This is a genomic window from Lacinutrix sp. WUR7, from assembly GCF_016864015.1.
GTDB lineage: Bacteria > Bacteroidota > Bacteroidia > Flavobacteriales > Flavobacteriaceae > Oceanihabitans.
In genome coordinates this window covers 1,333,317-1,354,309 of sequence record NZ_CP045067.1, presented here as the reverse complement: position 1 = coordinate 1,354,309, position 20,993 = coordinate 1,333,317, and the positions used below count along the sequence as shown (strand labels likewise).

19 protein-coding genes are annotated in these 20,993 nt (G+C 30.5%); 5 read left to right on the top strand and 14 right to left on the bottom strand.

Annotated elements, in window-relative coordinates; all coding sequences use genetic code 11:
• Positions 1-2: 2 nt before the first annotated feature.
• The 12 genes from FG167_RS05945 to FG167_RS05890 form a co-directional block, all read right to left on the bottom strand.
• A complete protein-coding gene (locus FG167_RS05945; RefSeq protein WP_203460497.1) occupies positions 3-656 on the bottom strand; it encodes a CoA transferase subunit B in 654 nt (217 codons plus the stop codon).
• 169 nt (positions 657-825) lie between these two features.
• On the bottom strand, positions 826-1,527 hold the full coding sequence (locus FG167_RS05940; protein WP_055444049.1) for a CoA transferase subunit A: 702 nt from the start codon (positions 1,525-1,527) through the stop codon (positions 826-828).
• Positions 1,528-1,732: 205 nt separating this feature from the next.
• A complete protein-coding gene (locus FG167_RS05935; RefSeq protein WP_239004451.1) occupies positions 1,733-4,417 on the bottom strand; it encodes a carboxypeptidase-like regulatory domain-containing protein in 2,685 nt (894 codons plus the stop codon).
• A complete protein-coding gene (locus tag FG167_RS05930) occupies positions 4,404-5,141 on the bottom strand; it encodes a GLPGLI family protein (protein WP_203460496.1) in 738 nt (245 codons plus the stop codon). Before FG167_RS05930 ends, FG167_RS05935 begins: the two co-directional genes overlap by 14 nt.
• Before the next feature lie 113 nt (positions 5,142-5,254).
• Positions 5,255-5,434, bottom strand: coding sequence for a hypothetical protein (locus tag FG167_RS05925; protein WP_203460495.1), 180 nt, complete (start codon positions 5,432-5,434; stop codon positions 5,255-5,257).
• A gap of 419 nt (positions 5,435-5,853) precedes the next feature.
• On the bottom strand, positions 5,854-6,561 hold the full coding sequence (locus FG167_RS05920; protein WP_203460494.1) for a GLPGLI family protein: 708 nt from the start codon (positions 6,559-6,561) through the stop codon (positions 5,854-5,856).
• 49 nt (positions 6,562-6,610) lie between these two features.
• Complete coding sequence (locus FG167_RS05915) at positions 6,611-6,832, bottom strand: hypothetical protein (protein ID WP_203460493.1); 222 nt, start codon at positions 6,830-6,832, stop codon at positions 6,611-6,613.
• 82 nt (positions 6,833-6,914) lie between these two features.
• Positions 6,915-7,622 carry a GLPGLI family protein gene (locus FG167_RS05910; RefSeq protein ID WP_203460492.1) on the bottom strand — a complete coding sequence of 236 codons (708 nt, stop codon included), beginning with the start codon at positions 7,620-7,622 and terminating at the stop codon, positions 6,915-6,917.
• A gap of 30 nt (positions 7,623-7,652) precedes the next feature.
• On the bottom strand, positions 7,653-7,856 hold the full coding sequence (locus tag FG167_RS05905) for a hypothetical protein (RefSeq protein ID WP_203460491.1): 204 nt from the start codon (positions 7,854-7,856) through the stop codon (positions 7,653-7,655).
• 538 nt (positions 7,857-8,394) lie between these two features.
• Complete coding sequence (locus tag FG167_RS05900) at positions 8,395-10,758, bottom strand: penicillin-binding protein 1A (protein WP_203460490.1); 2,364 nt, start codon at positions 10,756-10,758, stop codon at positions 8,395-8,397.
• A 49-nt stretch (positions 10,759-10,807) separates the two neighbouring features.
• A complete protein-coding gene (locus tag FG167_RS05895; RefSeq protein WP_203460489.1) occupies positions 10,808-11,299 on the bottom strand; it encodes a gliding motility lipoprotein GldH in 492 nt (163 codons plus the stop codon).
• A complete protein-coding gene (locus tag FG167_RS05890; RefSeq protein ID WP_203460488.1) occupies positions 11,289-12,707 on the bottom strand; it encodes a regulatory iron-sulfur-containing complex subunit RicT in 1,419 nt (472 codons plus the stop codon). Before FG167_RS05890 ends, FG167_RS05895 begins: the two co-directional genes overlap by 11 nt.
• Positions 12,708-12,986: 279 nt before the next feature.
• Here FG167_RS05890 and FG167_RS05885 point away from each other — a divergent pair, with 279 nt between their 5' ends.
• Positions 12,987-14,399, top strand: coding sequence for a peptidoglycan DD-metalloendopeptidase family protein (locus tag FG167_RS05885; protein ID WP_203460487.1), 1,413 nt, complete (start codon positions 12,987-12,989; stop codon positions 14,397-14,399).
• A 4-nt stretch (positions 14,400-14,403) separates the two neighbouring features.
• Here FG167_RS05885 and FG167_RS05880 read toward each other — a convergent pair whose 3' ends face one another.
• Together FG167_RS05880 and FG167_RS05875 are read right to left on the bottom strand one after the other, a co-directional pair.
• Positions 14,404-15,408 carry a radical SAM protein gene (locus FG167_RS05880; RefSeq protein WP_203460486.1) on the bottom strand — a complete coding sequence of 335 codons (1,005 nt, stop codon included), beginning with the start codon at positions 15,406-15,408 and terminating at the stop codon, positions 14,404-14,406.
• Positions 15,409-16,479 (bottom strand): rhodanese-related sulfurtransferase, encoded by a 1,071-nt coding sequence (locus tag FG167_RS05875; protein ID WP_203460485.1) that lies wholly within the window; start codon positions 16,477-16,479, stop codon positions 15,409-15,411.
• 675 nt (positions 16,480-17,154) lie between these two features.
• On the opposite strand from FG167_RS05875, the gene recA reads away from it, so the two are divergent.
• From recA to FG167_RS05855, 4 genes are all read left to right on the top strand, one after another.
• Positions 17,155-18,162 carry a recombinase RecA gene (recA, locus tag FG167_RS05870; RefSeq protein ID WP_203460484.1) on the top strand — a complete coding sequence of 336 codons (1,008 nt, stop codon included), beginning with the start codon at positions 17,155-17,157 and terminating at the stop codon, positions 18,160-18,162.
• 101 nt (positions 18,163-18,263) lie between these two features.
• Positions 18,264-18,677 carry a hypothetical protein gene (locus FG167_RS05865; protein ID WP_203460483.1) on the top strand — a complete coding sequence of 138 codons (414 nt, stop codon included), beginning with the start codon at positions 18,264-18,266 and terminating at the stop codon, positions 18,675-18,677.
• A gap of 26 nt (positions 18,678-18,703) precedes the next feature.
• Complete coding sequence (locus FG167_RS05860; protein ID WP_203460482.1) at positions 18,704-19,246, top strand: RNA polymerase sigma factor; 543 nt, start codon at positions 18,704-18,706, stop codon at positions 19,244-19,246.
• Positions 19,246-20,910, top strand: coding sequence for a hypothetical protein (locus FG167_RS05855; RefSeq protein ID WP_203460481.1), 1,665 nt, complete (start codon positions 19,246-19,248; stop codon positions 20,908-20,910). Before FG167_RS05860 ends, FG167_RS05855 begins: the two co-directional genes overlap by 1 nt.
• Positions 20,911-20,993 lie beyond the last annotated feature (83 nt).

Sequence of the window (20,993 nt, the reverse complement as noted above, 5' to 3'; positions counted from 1 at the left end):
TTTTACAGACTCATTTCCGGCACTTCGCCTTCCACAATTAAAGTACCTTCAGTAGCATTTTGAATGTCTTCAACAGAAACTCCTGGAGCGCGTTCTAGTAATTTAAATCCGTTTGCTGTTACTTCTAAAACAGCCAAGTTAGTTACAATCTTTTTTACACAACCAACTCCGGTTAAAGGCAAGCTACAATTTTTAAGAAGTTTTGATTCTCCAGCTCTATTGGTATGCATCATGGCAACGATTATGTTTTCTGCACTAGCAACTAAATCCATTGCGCCTCCCATTCCTTTAACCATTTTACCAGGAATTTTCCAATTGGCAATATCTCCATTTTCCGAAACCTCCATGGCACCGAGAATGGTAAGATCTACATGTTTACCTCGAATCATTGCAAAACTCATTGCAGAGTCGAAAAAACTAGCTCCAGGAAGCGTGGTAATGGTTTGTTTTCCTGCGTTAATTATATCTGCATCTTCTTCTCCTTCAAAAGGAAATGGTCCCATTCCTAAAACGCCATTTTCACTTTGAAATTCTACTTCTATATCGTCTCTAACATAGTTTGCTACTAATGTAGGTATACCAATACCAAGGTTTACGTAGTAACCATCTTGTACTTCTTTTGCAATTCGTTTTGCTATTCCTGTTTTATCTAACATGTTCTTTTGTTTTTTGTCATTCCTGCCTTTCGTCTTCGCTCAAGATAAACTACGGCAGGAATCTTTTTAATTGAAACTGTAATTCTGTAAATGGATTCCTGCTTTACTCTTTAATTTCTTTTTAATTATTGAAATCATGAACCTTCGATGTAGCAGGAATGACAATTCTTTAACTTCTTTGTCTTACTGTACGTTGCTCAATTCGTTTTTCATATTTGGCACCTTGAAAAATTCGCTGTACAAATATCCCTGGAATATGAATTTGATTGGGATCTAGCGCTCCTACAGGAACTAATTCTTCCACCTCAGCAACGGTGATTTTTGCAGCACCACACATATTCGGATTAAAATTTCTAGCAGTTCCTTTAAAGATTAAATTTCCTGCAGCATCGCCTTTCCATGCTTTTACAAAAGCAAAATCGGCCTTAAAAGCATGTTCTAAAACATACATTTTACCATCGAATTCTCTGGTTTCTTTTCCTTCCGCGACTTCTGTTCCATATCCTGCTGGTGTATAAATTGCAGGAAATCCAGCTTGCGCTGCTCTACAACGCTCTGCTAATGTCCCTTGCGGAATAAGCTCTACATCTAATTCACCAGAAAGCATCTGACGTTCAAATTCTGCGTTTTCGCCAACATAAGAGGAAATCATTTTTTTAACTTGTTTTTGATGTAATAACAAACCTAGACCAAAATCATCTACTCCTGCGTTATTCGAAATACAGGTGAGTCCTTTTATATTCTTTTTTACTAATTCTGCTATAGAATTTTCGGCAATACCAGAAAGTCCAAATCCGCCAAACATGAAAGTCATGTTGTCTTGAACACCTTGCAATGCTTCTTGTACAGAATCTACTTTTTTATTAATCATTTTTGTAATTTTTTGGAACTGAAAAATACGAAATAAAAAAACCATTCGGAATAGAATGGCTTTGAATTTATGTGTGACTATTAGTGAACTAATTTATTTATTGGAAAATTAAAATTCGCTACGCTTATTTTTCTTCAAACCTTCCGACTTTCCATAAAATGAAAAGCCACCTTCCTTATAACTAAAGGAAGGAGTTAATTAAAAATTAAAGTTTATAGATTAATTTAAATAGAATTATTCTTGGAAGAATATAAGTTTTACTATCACTTATTAAAAAATTTGAAAAAGAATTTTGTTGTTTGAATTTGGTATCAAAAATATTGCTTGCTGAAACCTCAAATCCCCAAGGACTATCTTCCTTTTGATAAAACAAGGAAGCATTTGCATTTTCAAATCGGTTTTTTGATTGTATATTTTTATTTTTATAATTATTTAAACTGTAATCTGCTTTAAAAATAAAATCGTTTAAAAAATCGTATTCTAGGTTTACAAAAAAGTCATCATTTTCAAATTTGGTTTTATTACCAAATGATTTATAGTTGTTAAAATCTTTAGAATAACCGATTTCTATATTAGGATAGTTTTTAAAAAAAGTTTCTGCACTTACAGTTGTGTTTATATTTTTAGAAATATTTTTATTAGTTACATTATTTAAAATTTGATAAAAATCATTGTAAGTATATCTACTTTTAAATTTGTATCTAATTTTTTTAATTTTTTTTGCAATGCTTCCGTTTAAGGTCCAATTATGTTCTGGTTCTTCAAAAAGAATTGGTGTACTAAACTGCTCAATACCTTGTAATTGTGTTACGCTTTTAAAAGACTTTACACGTTTATTAAATGTAGTACTTGCATTAATGTTTAAGTTTTTAAATAAACTAAATTTATAATAACTCAAACTAGCAGAATGATATAGCTGATTCTCTAGAGTTGGGTTTCCTTTATAAACACTATTAAAACTAGAAAGCATAAAATTACTTGCTAGTTGGTTTACACCAGAAAAACTAGCATTTAAGTTGTATTTAAAATTTATTTTCTCACTATTATTAAATTCTATTTTAGTAGTGAATTGTGGTAATAACAAAGCTTTGTTATTAGAAAATTTATCTGTAAATTGTTGTGTGTTCCAAGAATAAAAATGATAATATAAAGCTGGTTTAAATGTAGCAATACCTATTTGAAATTTGTACTCTAAACCAACAAAGGTATTTATTATATGGTGTTTAAAATCATTGCCAAAGCCAGCACTTGAAAAATTGTTGCTATTTCCATTACTTAAAAGCTGTTCGTCTTGATTATAAAAATCATTAAAAGAAGCATTTACTCCAACGCTTGTATATAAATGATTAAAATTATTTAAAACCCAATAGTCTTTTACAATTGCATTTGCAGTATGCGATTTTACTTTTTTAGTTTGTAAAATATGATAGATTTCTTCTTCTTGTAAAGGAATTAAATCTTGTAAAATTTCTTGATTGGTAAGCCAATTAGTAATGGGTTTATCATTTTGAAAATTATAAGTTGCTTCTAAAGTTGCTGTATGGTCTTTAGTTAACTTTCTACTATAACTTATATTTTGCTTTAGGTTTATATTTTTAATGTCTGTTTTGGTAGTAATGTTGTTATTTTGTGTTGGGTTTATAGTATTTACAAAACCATGACTATCATTATTAGTAACTTTAATAAAGCTATTATAAGCAAAGTCTTCTTCATAACTTGGGTCATAGTCAATTGTTACTTTGCCAATAGTAAAAAAGTTGTTAAGTGTGTTAGTATTGCTTCTATTTTCCATAAAAGCTTCTTCACTAATTAAATACTCATTTAAGGTATTGTCTTGGGTTTCTGTTTTTGCTTTACTAGTAATTACATAACCAGAAATATCTGTAATATCACTTACAGACTGTCTAATATTTATTGCACCAAATTGGTTGGTGTTTGCTGTAAAATCTTGGTTATTTAAATACTTGGAAAAGTCACTATTAAATAAACTAAAGTAACTAGAAGCATCACTCATTAATTTACCAAAACCACCTTCAAACTCTAGATAATCTCTAAAAGAAAAGCTTTTTACTCCTGTATTATTTAAGTCTCCTATAAAATTAATAGTAGTTTTTGGGCTGTAATAAAACAGGTTAGGATGCACCACATAACGTTCTTTAATTCCTGCACCAAACTCCACATCTCCAAAGGCAAACTTTTTTTTGTCTTCTTTAAGCTTGATATTCATGGCAAGGTCTTCACTATCTTGTAAACCTTTTAGCATAGCAACCTCATTATAGTTATCTAGAACCTCTATTTTATCTATAGCATCTGCAGGTATATTATTTACTGCAAGTTTACTGTTGCCAGTAAAAAAGGTTTTATCTTCTACTAAAACCTTGGTTACTTTTTTGCCATTTACTGTAACATTACCACGTTTATCTACTTCTACTCCAGGTAGTTTTTTTAGTACGTCTTTTAGTTTGCGTTCTTCTCCTGTTGTAAATTTATCTACTAGATAAATGGTAGTATCTTTTTTTATTGTAATTGGTGGTGTATAATCTATAATAACTTCATCAAGTTGATCATGATTTTCTTGTAATACAAAATGATGTGTAAGATTATCTTCTTTTGTATTAAGTATTAGATTTTCTGGTAAAAAACCTAAATAACTTACAGTAATATTATAAGACTGATTTTGTGCTAGCTTTAGTTTGTATTCTCCTTGTTCGTTTGTAATTGCAAAATGCACTTCTGCATTTTCAGCTTCTGGTAAAGCTAGAATGTTTGCATAAACCAAAGTGTTTTGCAAAGAATCTGTAACCTTACCTTGAATTATAATGTTTTGTGAATAAGAAGTTACTACTACTAGGAGAAATGAAAATATTATTAAATGTCTAATTTTTACCAATAGTTATTTTATTATTACCCATATCAATTCCTATATTTTCAAATTCTTCTTTAGACAAATTCTTTCCTCTTTTAGGTTTTTTAACTTTAAATCCATCATCAGTATTTATAACAATTTCAATTGCTTTATAATTTAAGTTTCGTTCTTGTAATTCTAATATTAACCCAGGTAACCCATAATATTCTTTTGGGCCAAAGGGAATTGGGATTTCAGTAGTGTACCACGCTATTACAGGATATGTAAAAGTTCCTTTGCTATTATTTACTGTATAGTATGTAGTCGCTTTAAAGCAGTTGTATTTTCCAATTTTTTTCGACTCTTTTTTCAATACCCATTTTTTTTTTCTATTATGAACTATAAATAATTCTCCATAAGCATCAACTTGGTAAAAAGATTCTTTAGTTTTAAGGTTTGTATAATGAACCTGATTACCTCCAAGTAATATAGTCGCTAATTTTATTTTAAAATTTTTATCATCTTCTATTTTACGGACTTGAGAGTAAGTTGACTCATTATTATTAAAATACAATTCAAACTCGATTGGAGCCATTCCTGAGATTAAACTATCAATAGTTTTTATTTTCGATTGTTTTTTGTTTCCCGTAGCAATTAACGACTTGTTTGGGACTCCATTATAAACAATTCTTCCACTATTCTGTTGAGAAAACATACTGTTAACTAAAAGAAAATTGACTAGAAAAGCTATTATTATATTATTGTTCATCTTTAAATTTATTTTTTTATCAACTTTCTTTTAGTTTGTTTTTTCTATAACCTTATGTTGATGTAATTTTTTAATATTATTACAACTTAAGGCGTTTTTATTGACAAATAGCCTTATAATGTGCCACCTGCCGCTATATAATTACATAAATCCAAGTAGGCTCCGGAAACATTATAGGAATGTTGATGAGACCATCCTTCATCCATCAAATCATTGTGTACGTCTATAGCTTCCATTTCGCAATCAGATAGTTTTTCAAAAACAGTTGTACTTGATTTAGTTGCCATACTCATCATTAAAAGTGAAGCACAAGCTATTCCAAATACTTTTTTACTTAAATTTTATATAATTCTAAAATTTTAAACCAGTTTATAGTTTAATACTGGTTGGTTAATAAAAATTAAGCCGAATTTTAAAGCCGAAAATGTATTAAAATAACAAGCCGTTATTATTTTAATGCACTATTTAATAGTTAAGGGAGTTAATAAAAAAACTAGTACAAGTTATAGATTAATCCTAATGTCATTAGCAAATCTTTAATCGGCTTTGATTTAAACTTTTACCTCTGACTGGACAAACCTAAAAAAAAAAACTAATACAGCAAGTTTTTATAGAAAATATTCTATTATATTAAAATTTACGGTTTTCCCGTAAAAAAAAGCTTGTTTTTGAGTAAAAAGCCATTCAGAAAAGAATGGCTTTGAAAATTGATTTAGTTTTCAATATACTCTTTTGTTAACTTACTTATTAGATTTTCATATTCTTGTTGTGTCATTGCTTTAGAAGCATCAATTTCTTCAATTTTCGAAATTGTATTTGGTTTAATTTTTTTTACTGATACTACAGCTCCTTTTAAATTAACTTCAGCAATTAATCCTGGAAGTCCATTAAAAATATCTGGACCAGATTGTAAAGGTATTGAAGGAATAAACCAGGCTTCCACTTTTAATTCCTCATCTGTTACTGGATCATAATAATTCCCTTCAGCTTTCTTTGCTACAAAACCAAGAATGTTTTTTGATTCATCCTTAATAGCCCAATTAAAATTGTAGCAATCTCTTTTAACTAAAAAATCTTTATTCACTAAATTTCTAACAAAAACAATACTATTTTCATTATGATTAGTATAAACTTTTTTGTTAAAAGAAGGGAATCTTTTTGCCATTCTTGATAGCATGTTATCGAGTGGTGTATCGCTTTCTTTTCTCAATGTATCTTCTAACTGAAAATACGAATTTTCATTATTAGATATGAGTATGTAATGTACTTCTTTTGCTCGATCAGCAACTTGCTTAGTAATACGTTTGCCTTTTTCGTCTAGATTATCTATAGAACCCTGAAGTTTAATTTTTGAAATATTATAAGTTACCTTATAAGATGTTTGTGCATATAAATTTGGTGTTGAAACCAAAAAAAACATGCACAAAACAATCTTTAAAGTAAAATAATGCAAATATGAATAGCTCATTTTATTCGAATAAGGCTTGACATTGTGATACTAGATTATTAAAGTCACCTACATTGTCTAGATTAATTCCGCCATAATATTCATGGAAAAGTCCATGATAAAAAGAGAAGCAACTTTGTCCTTTCAATAATATATATTCGTTAATTTCTTTAGTATTGACTGCATTGGCATTAAAGGATGTAAACAACATAAAAACACCAATAAAACTAATTATTTTTTTCATAATTCTAAAGTTTTAAACCAGTTTATTACTGGTTAGTTAATAAAAATTAAGCCGAATGTAAAGCCGAAATATGGTAATAAAGTTAATTTTCATTGAAAAAATCTGCCATTTTGTTGCTAGCCATTTTTAAAAAATCTTCTTCAGTTATTGTTTTATTAGCTTTTGGCTTTTCTAAAAACTTAACTTCTGTTTCATTAAAGTTAATTTGAGTAGCGTAAAATGTTAATTTTTCATTTATAGTAGTTTCTAAAATTAAACCTGGAAGACCATCAATTCCGTTAGGTCCAAATGGAACTGGAATTTGATTTGTAAACCATGCAATTATATTAGATTTTGATACAATTTTATTAGCTTTAAAGCATTTATAACCTCCAATTTCTTTTGTTTCATTTGTAATTTGCCATCTATGTTTATTAAACGGAATGATTACATTGAAATTTACATCTGAAAAATTTTTGTTTAATATTTTTAATGAATCTTTGATGTTTGAATAATATAAACCTCTTATAACAATTGAAGCTAATTTATAAGATTGGTCATTATTTAATGACATTTTTTTTTCTTGATAAAAAACACTTTCATTTACATTAAAATGCAACTTACATTCTATTAAATCGCTAGCTTTATTAATGGCTTTTATCCTGTTTTTAATAGAAGTTTCTAAATCTAAATCTTCAACATTATTATTTGTACTGATTTTGTAAATAATTGTAGAAGTTTTCTTTGAGTTTTGTGCAAAAGAAACATTAACAAAAAATAAAATTAAAAAAAATAAATTTGAAAAATTCATGCTTAGCTCTAATAAAATTTAATAATCTGTTTAGCATCCTTCTATTATAAGCAAAACTAATTCAGCACCTTGATCTTCTGAATAACCATGATATTCCATATAATAAAATGCAATTGCTCTAGCTTCATCTATACAGTCCTTTTTTGGGATTACTTCTTCAACTTTTGTTGTCATACTCATCATTAAAAGTGAAGCACAAGCTAAACCAAATACTTTTTTACTTAAATTTTTCATAATCTTAAAATTTTAAACCAGTTTATAGTTTTATAACTGGTTGGTTAATAAAATTAAGCCGAATTTTAAAGCCGAAAAATGTGTTAAGCCGAAGTGTATTAAAATAACAAGCCGTTATTATTTTAATGCGCTATTTAATTGTTAAGGAAGATAATAAAAAACTAGCGCTAGTTATAAATTAATCTTAATGTCATTAGCAAATCTTTAATCGGCTTTGATTTAAACTTTTACCTCTGACAGGACAAACCTAAAAAAAAAAACTAATACAGCAAGTTTTTATAGAAAATATTCTATTATATTAAAATTTACGGTTTTCCCGTAAAAATGTTACGGGAAAACCGTGAAAAATCAAATTTTTTGAATAAAAAAACCATTCTGAAAAGAATGGCTTTGAAATTGTTGAGATTCCTCGACAAGCTCGGAATAACGGAAAAGATTATAATTGTAAAATAAAAATTCGCTTCGCTTATTTTTGGCCAAACCTTCACTTCATATCATAATTAAGTTACAATCATGAGATTCCTGCCTTCGCAGGAATTTAAAAGTCTAATTCATCAGGTACATCTTCATTTGGAGTATCTGAATTAGAATCTTGCTCTTTTTTATACTTATCGCAATCTACTTCAATAGATAGATTAGCTGGTTTTTCAAAATCGTCTTTAGATATTTTAAGCTCTGCATCTTCATAACAGCTTTTCATATACATTCCCCAAATTGGTAATGCCATTGCAGCACCTTGACCATACGTTATAGATGCAAAATGTGCTGCTCTATCTTCTGCACCTACCCAAACACCTGTTACTAGATTAGGTACCATTCCCATAAACCAACCATCACTTTGGTTTTGCGTGGTTCCTGTTTTTCCAGCTATTGGATTGGTAAATTCATAGGGATAACCTGTAATTACTTCTCTATAATCTGCACGCCATTTATCACGTCCTTTACCTCTTAATCTTGCTCCTGAACCAGATTGCGTTACACCTTCCATAAGGTTTACCGTTACATACGCCACTTCTTCACTTAACACATCGCGAGATTCTGGTGTGAATTGATATAAAATCGTTCCGTTTTTATCTTCAATATGGGTTACCATTACTGGCTTTGTATATACTCCTTGATTTGCAAATGCAGAATATGCTCCAACCATTTCATAAACACTTACATCTGGAGTACCTAAAGCTATTGAAGGTACAGCAAGAACTTCAGATTCTATTCCTAATTTCTTTACTAAATCTACAACAGGTTGTGGACCTACTTTATCCATTAAACGTGCTGTAATAGTATTCACAGAATTTGCTAAAGCGTTTTTTAAGGTTCTTGTTCCGCCATATTCATTATTATCATTTCCTGGTGTCCAAGGTTCTGGATTCCCATATTTATTAGCTTCAATAGTAATTTGTGAGTTTGGCAATACATCACAAGGAGAAAGGTGCAACTGGTCGATTGCTGTTGCGTACACAAAAGGCTTAAAGGTAGAACCTACTTGACGCTTTCCCTGTTTTACGTGATCATACTGAAAATGTTTATAGCTAATACCACCAACCCAAGCTTTTACATGTCCTGTTTGCGGATTCATAGACATCATTCCTGTATGTAAAAAGGATTTATAATAACGCATAGAATCTATAGGTTTCATAATAGTATCTATTTCTGAAACTGCGCCATCTTTCCAAGAAAAAACGGTCATTTTTCTAGGCTTATAAAAAGATGCTCGGATTTCTTTTTCCGATTTCCCTGCTTTTTTTAATATTCTCCAACGTTCTCCTCTACTCATTGCTTTTTGCAATAAAGAATCTACTCCTCCTCTTGTAAGATCTAAAAATGGTGCTGTTGGGTTTCTTTCTGGTGTATTTTGATGAAAAAACTCAGCCTGTAATCTTGGCATGTGTTTCGCTACAGCATCTTCGGCATATAACTGCATACGTGAATCAATTGTAGTGTACACTTTTAATCCATCGCTGTTGATGTTATATTTTGTGCCATCTGGTTTTCTATTGGCTTCATCCTTGGTCCAATCTTTCATAAAAGCACGAAGATATTCTCTAAAATAGGTAGCTGTACCTTCACGATGCGATTCTGGTGAATAACGCAAGTCTAACTCTGTTTTTTGAAGTGAGTCTTTTACTGCTTCATCTATGTAACCATACTTTTCCATTTGTGCTAAAACAACATTTCGTCTGTTTTTTACACCAACTGGATTTCGTCTTGGGTTATATAAAGAAGAGTTTTTAAACATACCAACTAGCATGGCAGATTCCTTTAAATCAAGATCCCTTGGTTCTTTACCAAAATAAATTCTGGATGCAGAACGAATACCATCACCATTGTTTCCAAAGTCATAGATATTAAAATATTGCGCAATAATCTCTTCTTTGGTGTATTGACGTTCTAGTTTTGTTGCAATAATCCACTCTTTTAATTTTTGAGTAATTCTGCTAATTGTATTTGTAGAAGCCACACCAACAAATAACTGTCTAGATAATTGTTGCGAAATGGTACTTGCTCCTCCTTTAGTACCTAAATACACGAAAGCTCTTAGAGTTCCTCTTGCATCGATACCTGAATGTTCGTGAAAACGAGCATCTTCCGTTGCTATTAAAGCATCTACTAAATTTTGTGGTAAATCGTGATAACCAACAGGTGTTCTATTATCATTAAAATAAAACTTACCAAGTGTTTGTCCGTCAGATGAAATAATCTCTGTCGCTAAATTAGTTTTTGGGTTTTCAAGAATAGTATAATCTGGAAGCGCTCCAAAAACGCCCCAAGATGCTAATAAAAACACGAGTATTATTGCTAAAATACCTCCTGAAAAAAGTTTCCAAAACCAACTTATATATTTTGAAAAATCCTGAGTTACTGTTTTTTTATTTGCCTGCTTTTTTGCTTGCTTTTTTGCCATTAACTATTTTCTTTTGTAAGATACTTCGACTGCGCTCCGTATGACATTTTTAATTATTATTTATATTTTCTACTCTAAATCCAACATCTGTGATACCTTCTAAATCTACAATACCATTTACTTTGCCGTTTTCACGCATGGCATGTTGAATCTTTATTTGGTATTCTCCAGGTTCATTAAAAATAAAACCTTCTTTATACCACAATTTATTTTCTTTAATACTAGAAAATCCGGAACCTAAAAATTCACCATTAGGTTTCGCCATTTTATATTCTAAAGTATCTTTTACCGTTTTTCCGTGCGGGTAATTCATTGCTACTATTAGATACAAATTATTGTATTTGTATTCTTGATTGTTTCGCAGGTTTACAAACAAATTGTATTTATTAATACTATCTGGAGCTTGCACTTTAAAAAGCAAAACATCCTCTTTATTCCATTTGTTATCTATGCTTTGATAGGTATCAAAAACACCATTAGCATCACAAGACACAAAAATTAGAGAAAGAAAAAAAAGCAATAGAAAAATACTATTTCGCATTGTTTGTTTTATTGGTATTACTGTTTTTATTTGTGTTTCTAGTTTTGTTGGTATTGCTAGTTCTGCTTGTATTACTCGTTTTGTTGGCTTTATTGGCATTACCTGCCTTGTTGGTGTTATTACTTTTATTTGGGTTATTACTTTTGTTAGCATTACCAGGTTTGTTAGCAGTATTGCTTTTGTTCGTAGTACTTGTTTTATTCGTATTACGGGGTTTATTAGTATTCGATTTGTTTGGCTTATTGGTATTTGTATTGTTGGTACTATTTTGAGGTTTTGCTCTTCTCTTATTATTTTTACGTTTTTTATTGCCTTTTGGATTATCGAAACGTGTTAAACTATCTTGACCAACAACGTTTTCAAACTCGGTTTTAGTATCTTCTACCAGTTCTAATGCGTATTCTTCTAGACTTTCAATCTTTTCTTTTTTCTTATTGATTGCAATAATTTCATTGGCTTGATCTTTCGTAATCTTGTGCCAATTCATCCATTCGCCTTCATAAGCATACCATAAATGACCTTGAAAAATATCTGTTTTCTGACAAACAGCAGTTCCTTTTTTAGTATATAATTTTATTTCCGGTTTTGGAAGTGTTTTTAAAGCATCTAAATAACTATCTAACTCATAGTTTAAACAGCATTTTAACTTACCGCATTGTCCTGCTAATTTTTGCGGATTTAAAGATAATTGTTGGTAACGTGCCGCAGAAGTGCTTACCGAACGAAAATCGGTTAACCAAGTAGAACAACATAACTCACGACCACAAGAACCAATACCACCAAGTCTTGCTGCTTCTTGTCTAAAACCAACTTGTTTCATTTCAATTCTGGTTCTAAACTCTCTTGCAAAAAGCTTAATAAGCTCTCTAAAATCTACGCGTTCTTCTGCTGTGTAATAAAAAGTGGCTTTACTGGCATCTCCTTGAAATTCGATATCCGAAATTTTCATTTTCAATTTCAAATTTATTGCAAATTGGCGTGCTTTTACCTTCATTGCTTCTTCTCTATCACGAGCTTCAGACCAAATATCGATATCTTTTTGTGATGCTTTTCTGTATATTTTCTGAATCGTTTCTGGTTTTTCTGAAACCTTTTTACGTTTCATTTGTACTCTTACCAACTCTCCAGAAAGGGTTACCATACCAATATCATGACCAGATTGTGCTTGTGTTGCAACCACGTCACCAATTGCTAAAGTTAGGTTTTCGGTATTTTTGTAGTATTCTTTTCTTCCGTTTTTAAAACGAACCTCTACCCAATCAAAGGGTTTTTCTCCGTTTGGAAGCGACATGTTTGCTAACCAATCAAAAACAGTAAGTTTGTTACAACTATCTGTTCCACATGTTCCGTTACTTTTGCAGCCTTTTGGTTGGCCATCTTTTCCTGTTGAACAAGTTCCACAAGCCATAAAGTGTATATATTGATTCTGAAAAAGCACTCTTTTTCAGAAGAAGATTAATAAAAAATAGTTTCTTTTTTAAAGATTTCCACTTACATAGAAATTACAAACCAAAGTATTACTTTGGAATGTAAAGATAATATTATTTATTAAGTTAAAAAGCTAGTAAATTTATAAAACTGAATATTATAAAAAAATTGTATATTTATACCTCCTAAAATTTTTTTAGCCAAAACATTATAATTCGTTTTTTAAGCGCATTAGAGAACCCTTAAAGCTATTCATATTATGAAAAAAATCACTAAAACTTTTATTGTACTACTTTCTGTTTTCGGATTTTTAATTACTACACACGCTCAGGAATCTATTCCTAAAATAAATGGTGGTGAATATATCTTTAATGCAGCAAAAACCCCTTGCTTAACACTAGAGCAAAGAGAAAATATTAAAGATTTTTTAAAGGAAAATGAAGCTGTATTAAAACAAGAAAACAAACTCGTTTTTAACGAAGAAAACAAAGCTGGAGGACATGTTTTATTCGATTGGCCCATACAGCAAGCAACCGGTTTTAATTACAATGAAACTTGGGCCATTTCTGGTTATGTAGATCATAATGCTACATTTCCAAATCAGTTATTAGATTATAATTGTGGCTCGCAAACTTATGATACCGCTTCCGGATACAACCATCAAGGTGTAGATGTTTATTTATGGCCTTTTAGTTGGAAACAAATGGATGACAGCCAAACGGAAATTATTGCTGCTTCTGCTGGTCAAATCATAGGAAAAGGAGATGGTCAATTTGATAGAAGTTGCGGTTTTAACAATAATCAATGGAATGCGATTTACATACAACATAGCGATGGAAGTGTTGCTTGGTATGGCCATATGAAAAGTGGATCTGTTACTACCAAAAACATTGGTGATTTAGTAACTACTGGTGAAGTTCTTGGAACGGTAGGAAGTTCCGGAAATTCAACAGGACCACATTTACATTTTGAAGTATACACCGATGCGAGTTATTCCCAATTAGTAGATCCGTATTACGGAACATGCAATAACTTCAATCTGGACTCTTGGTGGTTAAATCAAAAACCATATAGCAATCCAAATATAAATGCGGCATTAACACATAGCGATAATCCTATTGTTTTTCCAACATGTCCAACAGCAGAAACCACTTATGAAAGTAATGATTTTGAATTAGGAGACACCGTTTATTTAACTGCTTTTTTAAGAGATCAGATTGCAGGGACCAATTTAAGTGCACAAATTTTAAGACCAGACAATAGCATTTTTTATAGTACTTCCTTTAATACCTCAACAACAAGTTCTTCTTGGTATTACTACTGGTCTTTTAATTCTTTTGATGTCATTGGCGAATGGAAATGGAGAATTACTTATCAAGGACAAACCGTTACCCATTTGTTTAATATTCAAACTTTAAGCATTGCTGAAAACGAATTAGAATCCGTTTCCATTTACCCCAATCCAACTAAAGATTATATTAATATTTCATCTAGCAATAGTATTACAAAAGCTAGATTAGTGGATCTACAAGGTAAAATTATTCAGACCATCCATAACGTTTCCGAAGGAATACAAAAAGTGAGTTTAGAAGCTGTTTCTAATGGCACGTACTTTTTAACATTGGAAAGTAATTCCAACCAAAAAAAGACTTTTAAGATTATAAAGGAATAGCTTTTTAATTAAATTCTACTTCGTAGTTTAATCTATTGGTAAGTGATTTTAATTCGGTTTCCGACTTAAAAGCATTGGCATATAATTCTTTGCTCCAACCTATTCTTTTAGAGTAATCATTAAAGCTTTCTTCTTTCCAATTAAAGCCTTCTTTCCAGAATTTATTGGGAGAAACATAGCAAAACGTATAGTCGAAAATTAGACTAGAGTTGTTTATTTGTGTGCTTTTAGGAATTTCGTTAGAAGCCAAAAGCATAATATTATTCGCTTTACAATTGTCTCGAATTTGTGTTATCAGTTTTGGATAATCGGCACGAATACTTTCTAAATCGAAATCATTATACTCGGTATTCCCAATTTTTCTAATGGGACGAATTTGAAGTATATCGAAGCTTTTTCCGCTAAAATGATTAAAGAGCTCTGTTAATTCGTAAAAATTATCTTTATTAAAAGTGTAATTAATTCGGACTTTAAAATCGTATTTGCTTTTTAGTTTCTGAAAAGCATTAAATGCATTATGAAACTTCTCATAGCTCGATTTTTTCATAAAACCCTCGTAGCTTTCTTTTGTTACGCCATGTAATGAGATTGTAAATTCATTAAGTCCTGCTTCTAAAAGAGCTTCAATCTTTTCTTCATCCAATAAATTCGCATTGGTTGTCACAGAAATATATGGCACGCCATATTGCTTCCCTAATTTTACAATTTCTGGTAAATTTTTATAAAGCGTTGGCTCTGTACCACAACCAATTTGTAGTTTTAAAGCACGTTTAAAAATGGTTTTTGCTACTTGCTCTAATTCTTCAGGTTTAAATTGTCCCTTTAGAGTTTTAACATAATCGGCATCTGTAAAATAACACATTTTACAACGCAAGTTACAAGCCATTACAGGGTCTAGATTTACTGCTAAATAACGTTTGTTAAGTTTATGTAACAGCCAAAGCCCTAGAAATTTAATTCTATGGCTTTTAATCTTTCGATTGAGTTGTAATAGCTTGTAAATATTCATTTACTTTTTATTTGGTAAAGATTCAAAGATATTTCTTAAATCTTTCTTGAAAGGTAAGTGATCTGCTCTTCCTTTTTTAAATATATCGTTACTATTTGCTTGTCCTTTTCGTAATTCTTTTTGTTCTTCAAAAGGCATTGCATGAATTTCTTGACAGGTTGTAGAACAACAGTTATTCATTTCTTCCTTACACGCATCACATTGAATAAATAAAAGATGACACGCATCATTTGCACAATTGGTATGAATATCGAATGCATCGCCACATTGATGGCATTTTGCAATAACATCTTCGCTTATTTTTTCGGCTCTTCTTTCATCAAAAACAAAGTTTTTTCCAATGAATTTATTTTCTAAACCTTCGGCATTAATTTGACGTGTATATTCTATAATTCCGCCTTCTAATTGGTATACATTTTTAAAACCTTTGTGTTTATAGTATGCACTTGCTTTTTCACAACGTATTCCTCCTGTGCAATACATTAAAAGATTTTTTTCTTCTTTAAATTCTTTTAGGTCTTCTTCAATAATATCTAAAGATTCTCGAAACGTATCTACATCTGGCGTTACAGCACCATCGAAATGACCAATCTCACTTTCGTAATGATTACGCATATCAACACAAACGGTGTTTGGGTTGACTAACATTTCGTTAAATTCTTTAGCAGAAAGATGCACTCCTTTATTTCGCACATCAAACGTATCATCATTTAATCCGTCTGCAACAATCTTGTTTCTAACTTTTACTTTCAATTTTAGAAAGGACATATTGTCTTGCTCTACCGCAATATTTAATCGTATTCCTTTTAAAAAATCAATAGTATCTAAATGAATTTTAAAAGCTTCAAATTGATCTGCAGGTAAAGATAGTTGTCCGTTTATTCCTTCATGGGCAATATAAATTCTACCAAGAACATCTAAGGCGTTCCAAGTTAAAAATAAGTGGTCTCTAAATTCTTGAGGATTTGTAATTTTAGCGTATTGATAAAAAGAAAGTGTTAATCGATCTTTTCCTGCTTCTTCGATTAACGCGGCTCTTTCTTTTGCGCTTAAGGTATTGTACAGTTGCATGCTATACTAATTTTTAAGGTTAAAGAATAATTTTATACAAAGGTAGTATTTTAAAAAGAATAGGCAAGATTTGTGTGTTTTGATAATAGAATATAAAAGTTAAAAACAAAAAAAAGTCCTTTACGCTCTGCAAAGGACTTTTAATAGACTAACTCGTTATTAATATTATTAATTTCTTAAAATATTTTACGAGTTAACCTCCATCGGCTTTACAATTGCTATTTATAAATATAGCAACGGAACCGCCTAGTGCATGAATACATTTTTTAAAAAACTTCATAGTTTGATACCTTATAAGATTAAACTATATATACCTAACAAAGACTAAAACAGCGCACTATCTTTATTTCTATTTCCTTTCAAGTTCCAACACAAAATAAAACGTACTTAAGCAATGCTTAAAGGACTATTTCATCCAAAGAAAATAAAATTCAAATTTCGTTACTACTCTTTTAAAATTTATTCGGCACTATTTATTAAAAAGCAAGGTCATTTTTCTTTTTCATAGCATAAAATTTTCCCACTTTATATAGTAGATGCAGAAAGCATAAAAAGGTTGCGTCACAAAGGCAATTATTATTTAATAAATTTAAAATGAAATGTATTATTGTATTGCAATATGACAAAAGAAGTAGTATTTTAGCGTCTCTTACACGAATAAATTAATATACACAGATGAGCAGCGAAAAAGAAGCAAAATTAAAAGCCCTAAAACTAACTTTAGACAAGTTAGATAAGGCTTACGGAAAAGGAACAGTAATGAAAATGAGCGATAAAGCAATCGTGGATGTAGAGGCTATTTCTTCTGGATCTTTAGGATTAGATATTGCTTTAGGCGTTGGTGGTTACCCAAGAGGTCGTGTTATTGAAATATATGGACCAGAATCTTCTGGTAAAACCACATTAACTTTACATGCTATTGCCGAAGCGCAAAAAGCTGGAGGTATTGCTGCATTTATTGATGCAGAGCATGCTTTTGATAGATTTTATGCAGAAAACTTAGGAGTAGATATCGATAATTTAATCATCTCGCAACCAGACAATGGAGAACAAGCACTTGAAATTGCAGATAATTTAATTCGTTCTGGTGCTATTGATATTGTGGTAATAGATTCTGTTGCAGCATTAACACCAAAAAGTGAAATTGAAGGTGAAATGGGAGACTCTAAAATGGGTTTACATGCAAGACTAATGTCTCAAGCATTAAGAAAATTAACAGCATCTATTAGTAAGACCAATTGTACGGTTATTTTCATTAACCAATTAAGAGAAAAAATTGGTGTTATGTTTGGTAACCCAGAAACAACAACTGGTGGAAATGCATTAAAATTTTATGCCTCTGTTCGATTAGATATTAGAAGATCTACACAAATTAAAAGTACAGATGGCGATGTGCAAGGAAATAAAACGAGAGTTAAAGTAGTTAAAAATAAAGTAGCTCCTCCTTTTAGACTTGCAGAGTTTGATATTATGTATGGTCAAGGAATTTCTAAAGTTGGAGAAATTCTAGATATAGCAGTAGAGTTTGAAATTGTTAAGAAAGCTGGTTCGTGGTTTAGTTATGGCGAAACAAAACTAGGACAAGGTAGAGATGCTGTAAAAGAATTAATAAAAGACAATCCAGAACTCATGGATGAGCTGGAAGGCAAAATTAAAGCTGCGATTAAAGAAGCTAAAGAATAAATAAAAATCCCGATATAATCGGGATTTTTTGTTTTTACACGCAACCTTTTACACTTTTTTGCATCTAGTAATTAAAACATGTATTTTTTATTGTCGTAAAAATGAAAAAAATATTAGTAGTCTTATTATTCATAATTATCTCTTCTTGTAGTGTTACTGATGATTCACCACGTATACAAACAGAATTTTTGCCTATAGAAAGTGTTAACATGCCAGATGCATATAGAATAAATCAAACCTATACTATATATTTAACTTATTATAGACCATCTAATTGTCATGCTTTTAACGGTATTTATTCGCATATAAATAGTAACGAAAATACGATTGCCATAGTTAGTGATGTATATACCAATAATAATTGTCAAGAAATAATTACAGAAGCAGAAGCTTCTTTTAATTTTAGACCAACAGAAATAGGGACTTATATTTTTAAATTTTGGCATGGTGAAAACACTATAAATAATGTAAATGAAGACCTTTACTTAGATTATGAGATAGAAGTAGTAGAATAAATAAGTTTAACTAATATATATATCCTTTGAGTTTAGACCAACTCATTTTAAATTGTAAAAAAAATGATGCTAAAGCACAAAGCGAACTATACCAGCTCTTTTCGAGTAAACTGTTTTCTCTTTGCTTAAAGTATTCAAAAAATTACGTTGAAGCGGAAGATAATCTGCAGGATGCGTTTGTGACTATTTTTAAAAAAATATCACAGTATAATAACAAAGGTTCTTTTGAAGGTTGGTTAAAACGAATAACAATAAACACCGCATTACAATGCTATAGAAGCCAAGGTGTTTTTGAAATTGTAAATGAAGAAAATATTGAAGAGGTAACGCTTGAAATAGAAGACGATGAATTATCTATAGACTATCTACTACAAATTATACAAGAACTACCAGATAGGTACAGATTAGTGTTTAACCTGTATGCGTTAGATGGCTATTCTCATAAAGATATAGCATCTATGTTAAGTATAACCACAGGAACCTCAAAATCTAACTTAGCAAGAGCTAGACAAATTTTAAAAGATAAAATAGAAACCTATAGAGCGAGTTTAAATGCGCAAACATTATAATGAGTGACAAAAAACATATAGATAGAATTTTTCAAGAAAAGCTTAAAGATTTGGAGGTAACTCCAGATGCTAAGGTTTGGGAAAACATTCAAAGTCAACTAGAACAGCCTAAAGAAGATAAAGAAAAGATTTTCCCGATTTGGTTCCGTATTGGTGGTGTTGCAGCATTACTATTGGTATTATTAACTGTTGGAAACCTTTATATTTCTAACAAAAACAATACTACTAAAACAAAGGTTGTTGATATTGAAAATGCTACAAATCCTTCAGCAGAGGAAAAAAACAGTACTAACAAGAATAGTACGAATTCAGAAAACCCAAATAACGCCATTGTAGAAGAAAGTAGTAAAGCTTCTAAAAACGAAGAAACCATTGTTGACACTAAAAATATTTCCGAAGAAAACAAAAACAGCACAAACACGAGTATAGTATCTTCTAGTTCTTCTGAAAAATCAATTAATAAAAATTTAAATACTTCTAATTCAAGATACAATAACACATCACAAAACAATAAAACAGTTACGGTTTCAAAAAATAAAAGCAAAACCTCAACCAATAAACAAACACCAGTAATAGTTGCTAAAAATAACGCTCCGTTATATACAAATTCTAAAGGAATTACTCCAAACTATGCACCATCTAGAAATCCAAAGAAGAATGCTGTTGCGAATAATTCTAAAGATCAAAACACAAACATTACCAATAAAAACAAGAATGCCATTGTACAAAACAGAACAGAAAATAGTAATAATACAACTGAAAATGTAACCGAATTAGATAAAAATAAAGTAGCTACGGAATTACAAAATAGTACTACAAATGCTATCACGGAAAACACCATAAATACCGAAGTAGAAAATACCATTACAGATGCAGACCCTAAAAAAGAAGAACCATCTATTGAAGAAGAAATAGCAAAAATAGAAGACCTTACTGAAAAAGAAGAAGAAAAAGTAAACAAGTGGCAAGTGTATGCAAATATTGCACCTGTTTACTATAATACACTTAGCAAAGGATCTCATATTGATGACCAGTTTATAGACAACTCAAAATCTGGAGAAGTAAATACGAGTTATGGTGTTAATGTAAGCTATGCTTTTAACAATAAATTAAAATTACGCTCTGGCGTTAACTCTTTAAATTTAAGTTATGACACCGATAATGTTATTTTAATTCAAAGTGCCGATGGAAACAACGGAGGACTTGCTTTAAAAAATATAAACTTTAATAACGACCAACATATATCTGCCATTTCTGCAAATAACCTTGTGGTACAACAAGCAATAGGTATTTTGCCAAATACAAACGCTGCTATAAGTCAGCGTATAGGGTATTATGAGGTTCCTATGGAGCTCGAATATACAGTATCTAGCAAAAAATTTGGCGTAAATGTTATTGCAGGATTAAGCACATTTATTTTAAATGACAATAAGATTTTTTCTGAATTTGAAGGAAGAAAAACAGAAATTGGAGAAGCAAACAATATAAACAATGTGAGTTTTAGTGGAAACTTAGGTCTTGGATTAGACTATAAATTTTCTAATAAAATTAAATTCAACGTACAACCAACCTTTAAATACCAAATGAATGCCTTTGAAAATACCTCTGGTAATTTTAGACCATACATTATTGGGGTATATACCGGGTTGAGTTATAAATTTTAGTTTTTAGTTGGTTAAATTGGTTATTGCTTTTTTAAGTGTATACCATTAAAAAAAGTAATAATACAAAAAGCTGCTCTGTGCCA

Bases quoted from the DNA above. Each gene is read 5' to 3' on its own strand.
- FG167_RS05920 (WP_203460494.1), bottom strand. From the start codon at position 6,561: ATGTTTTTTTTGGTTTCAACACCAAATTTATATGCACAAACATCTTAT.
- FG167_RS05900 (WP_203460490.1), bottom strand. From the start codon at position 10,758: ATGGCAAAAAAGCAAGCAAAAAAGCAGGCAAATAAAAAAACAGTAACT.
- FG167_RS05875 (WP_203460485.1), bottom strand. From the start codon at position 16,479: ATGCAACTGTACAATACCTTAAGCGCAAAAGAAAGAGCCGCGTTAATC.
- FG167_RS05895 (WP_203460489.1), bottom strand. From the start codon at position 11,299: ATGCGAAATAGTATTTTTCTATTGCTTTTTTTTCTTTCTCTAATTTTT.
- FG167_RS05925 (WP_203460495.1), bottom strand. From the start codon at position 5,434: ATGAGTATGGCAACTAAATCAAGTACAACTGTTTTTGAAAAACTATCT.
- FG167_RS05910 (WP_203460492.1), bottom strand. From the start codon at position 7,622: ATGAATTTTTCAAATTTATTTTTTTTAATTTTATTTTTTGTTAATGTT.
- FG167_RS05915 (WP_203460493.1), bottom strand. From the start codon at position 6,832: ATGAAAAAAATAATTAGTTTTATTGGTGTTTTTATGTTGTTTACATCC.
- recA (WP_203460484.1), top strand. From the start codon at position 17,155: ATGAGCAGCGAAAAAGAAGCAAAATTAAAAGCCCTAAAACTAACTTTA.
- FG167_RS05885 (WP_203460487.1), top strand. From the start codon at position 12,987: ATGAAAAAAATCACTAAAACTTTTATTGTACTACTTTCTGTTTTCGGA.
- FG167_RS05940 (WP_055444049.1), bottom strand. From the start codon at position 1,527: ATGATTAATAAAAAAGTAGATTCTGTACAAGAAGCATTGCAAGGTGTT.
- FG167_RS05865 (WP_203460483.1), top strand. From the start codon at position 18,264: ATGAAAAAAATATTAGTAGTCTTATTATTCATAATTATCTCTTCTTGT.
- FG167_RS05880 (WP_203460486.1), bottom strand. From the start codon at position 15,408: ATGAATATTTACAAGCTATTACAACTCAATCGAAAGATTAAAAGCCAT.
- FG167_RS05945 (WP_203460497.1), bottom strand. From the start codon at position 656: ATGTTAGATAAAACAGGAATAGCAAAACGAATTGCAAAAGAAGTACAA.
- FG167_RS05905 (WP_203460491.1), bottom strand. From the start codon at position 7,856: ATGAAAAATTTAAGTAAAAAAGTATTTGGTTTAGCTTGTGCTTCACTT.
- FG167_RS05855 (WP_203460481.1), top strand. From the start codon at position 19,246: ATGAGTGACAAAAAACATATAGATAGAATTTTTCAAGAAAAGCTTAAA.
- FG167_RS05890 (WP_203460488.1), bottom strand. From the start codon at position 12,707: ATGGCTTGTGGAACTTGTTCAACAGGAAAAGATGGCCAACCAAAAGGC.
- FG167_RS05930 (WP_203460496.1), bottom strand. From the start codon at position 5,141: ATGAACAATAATATAATAATAGCTTTTCTAGTCAATTTTCTTTTAGTT.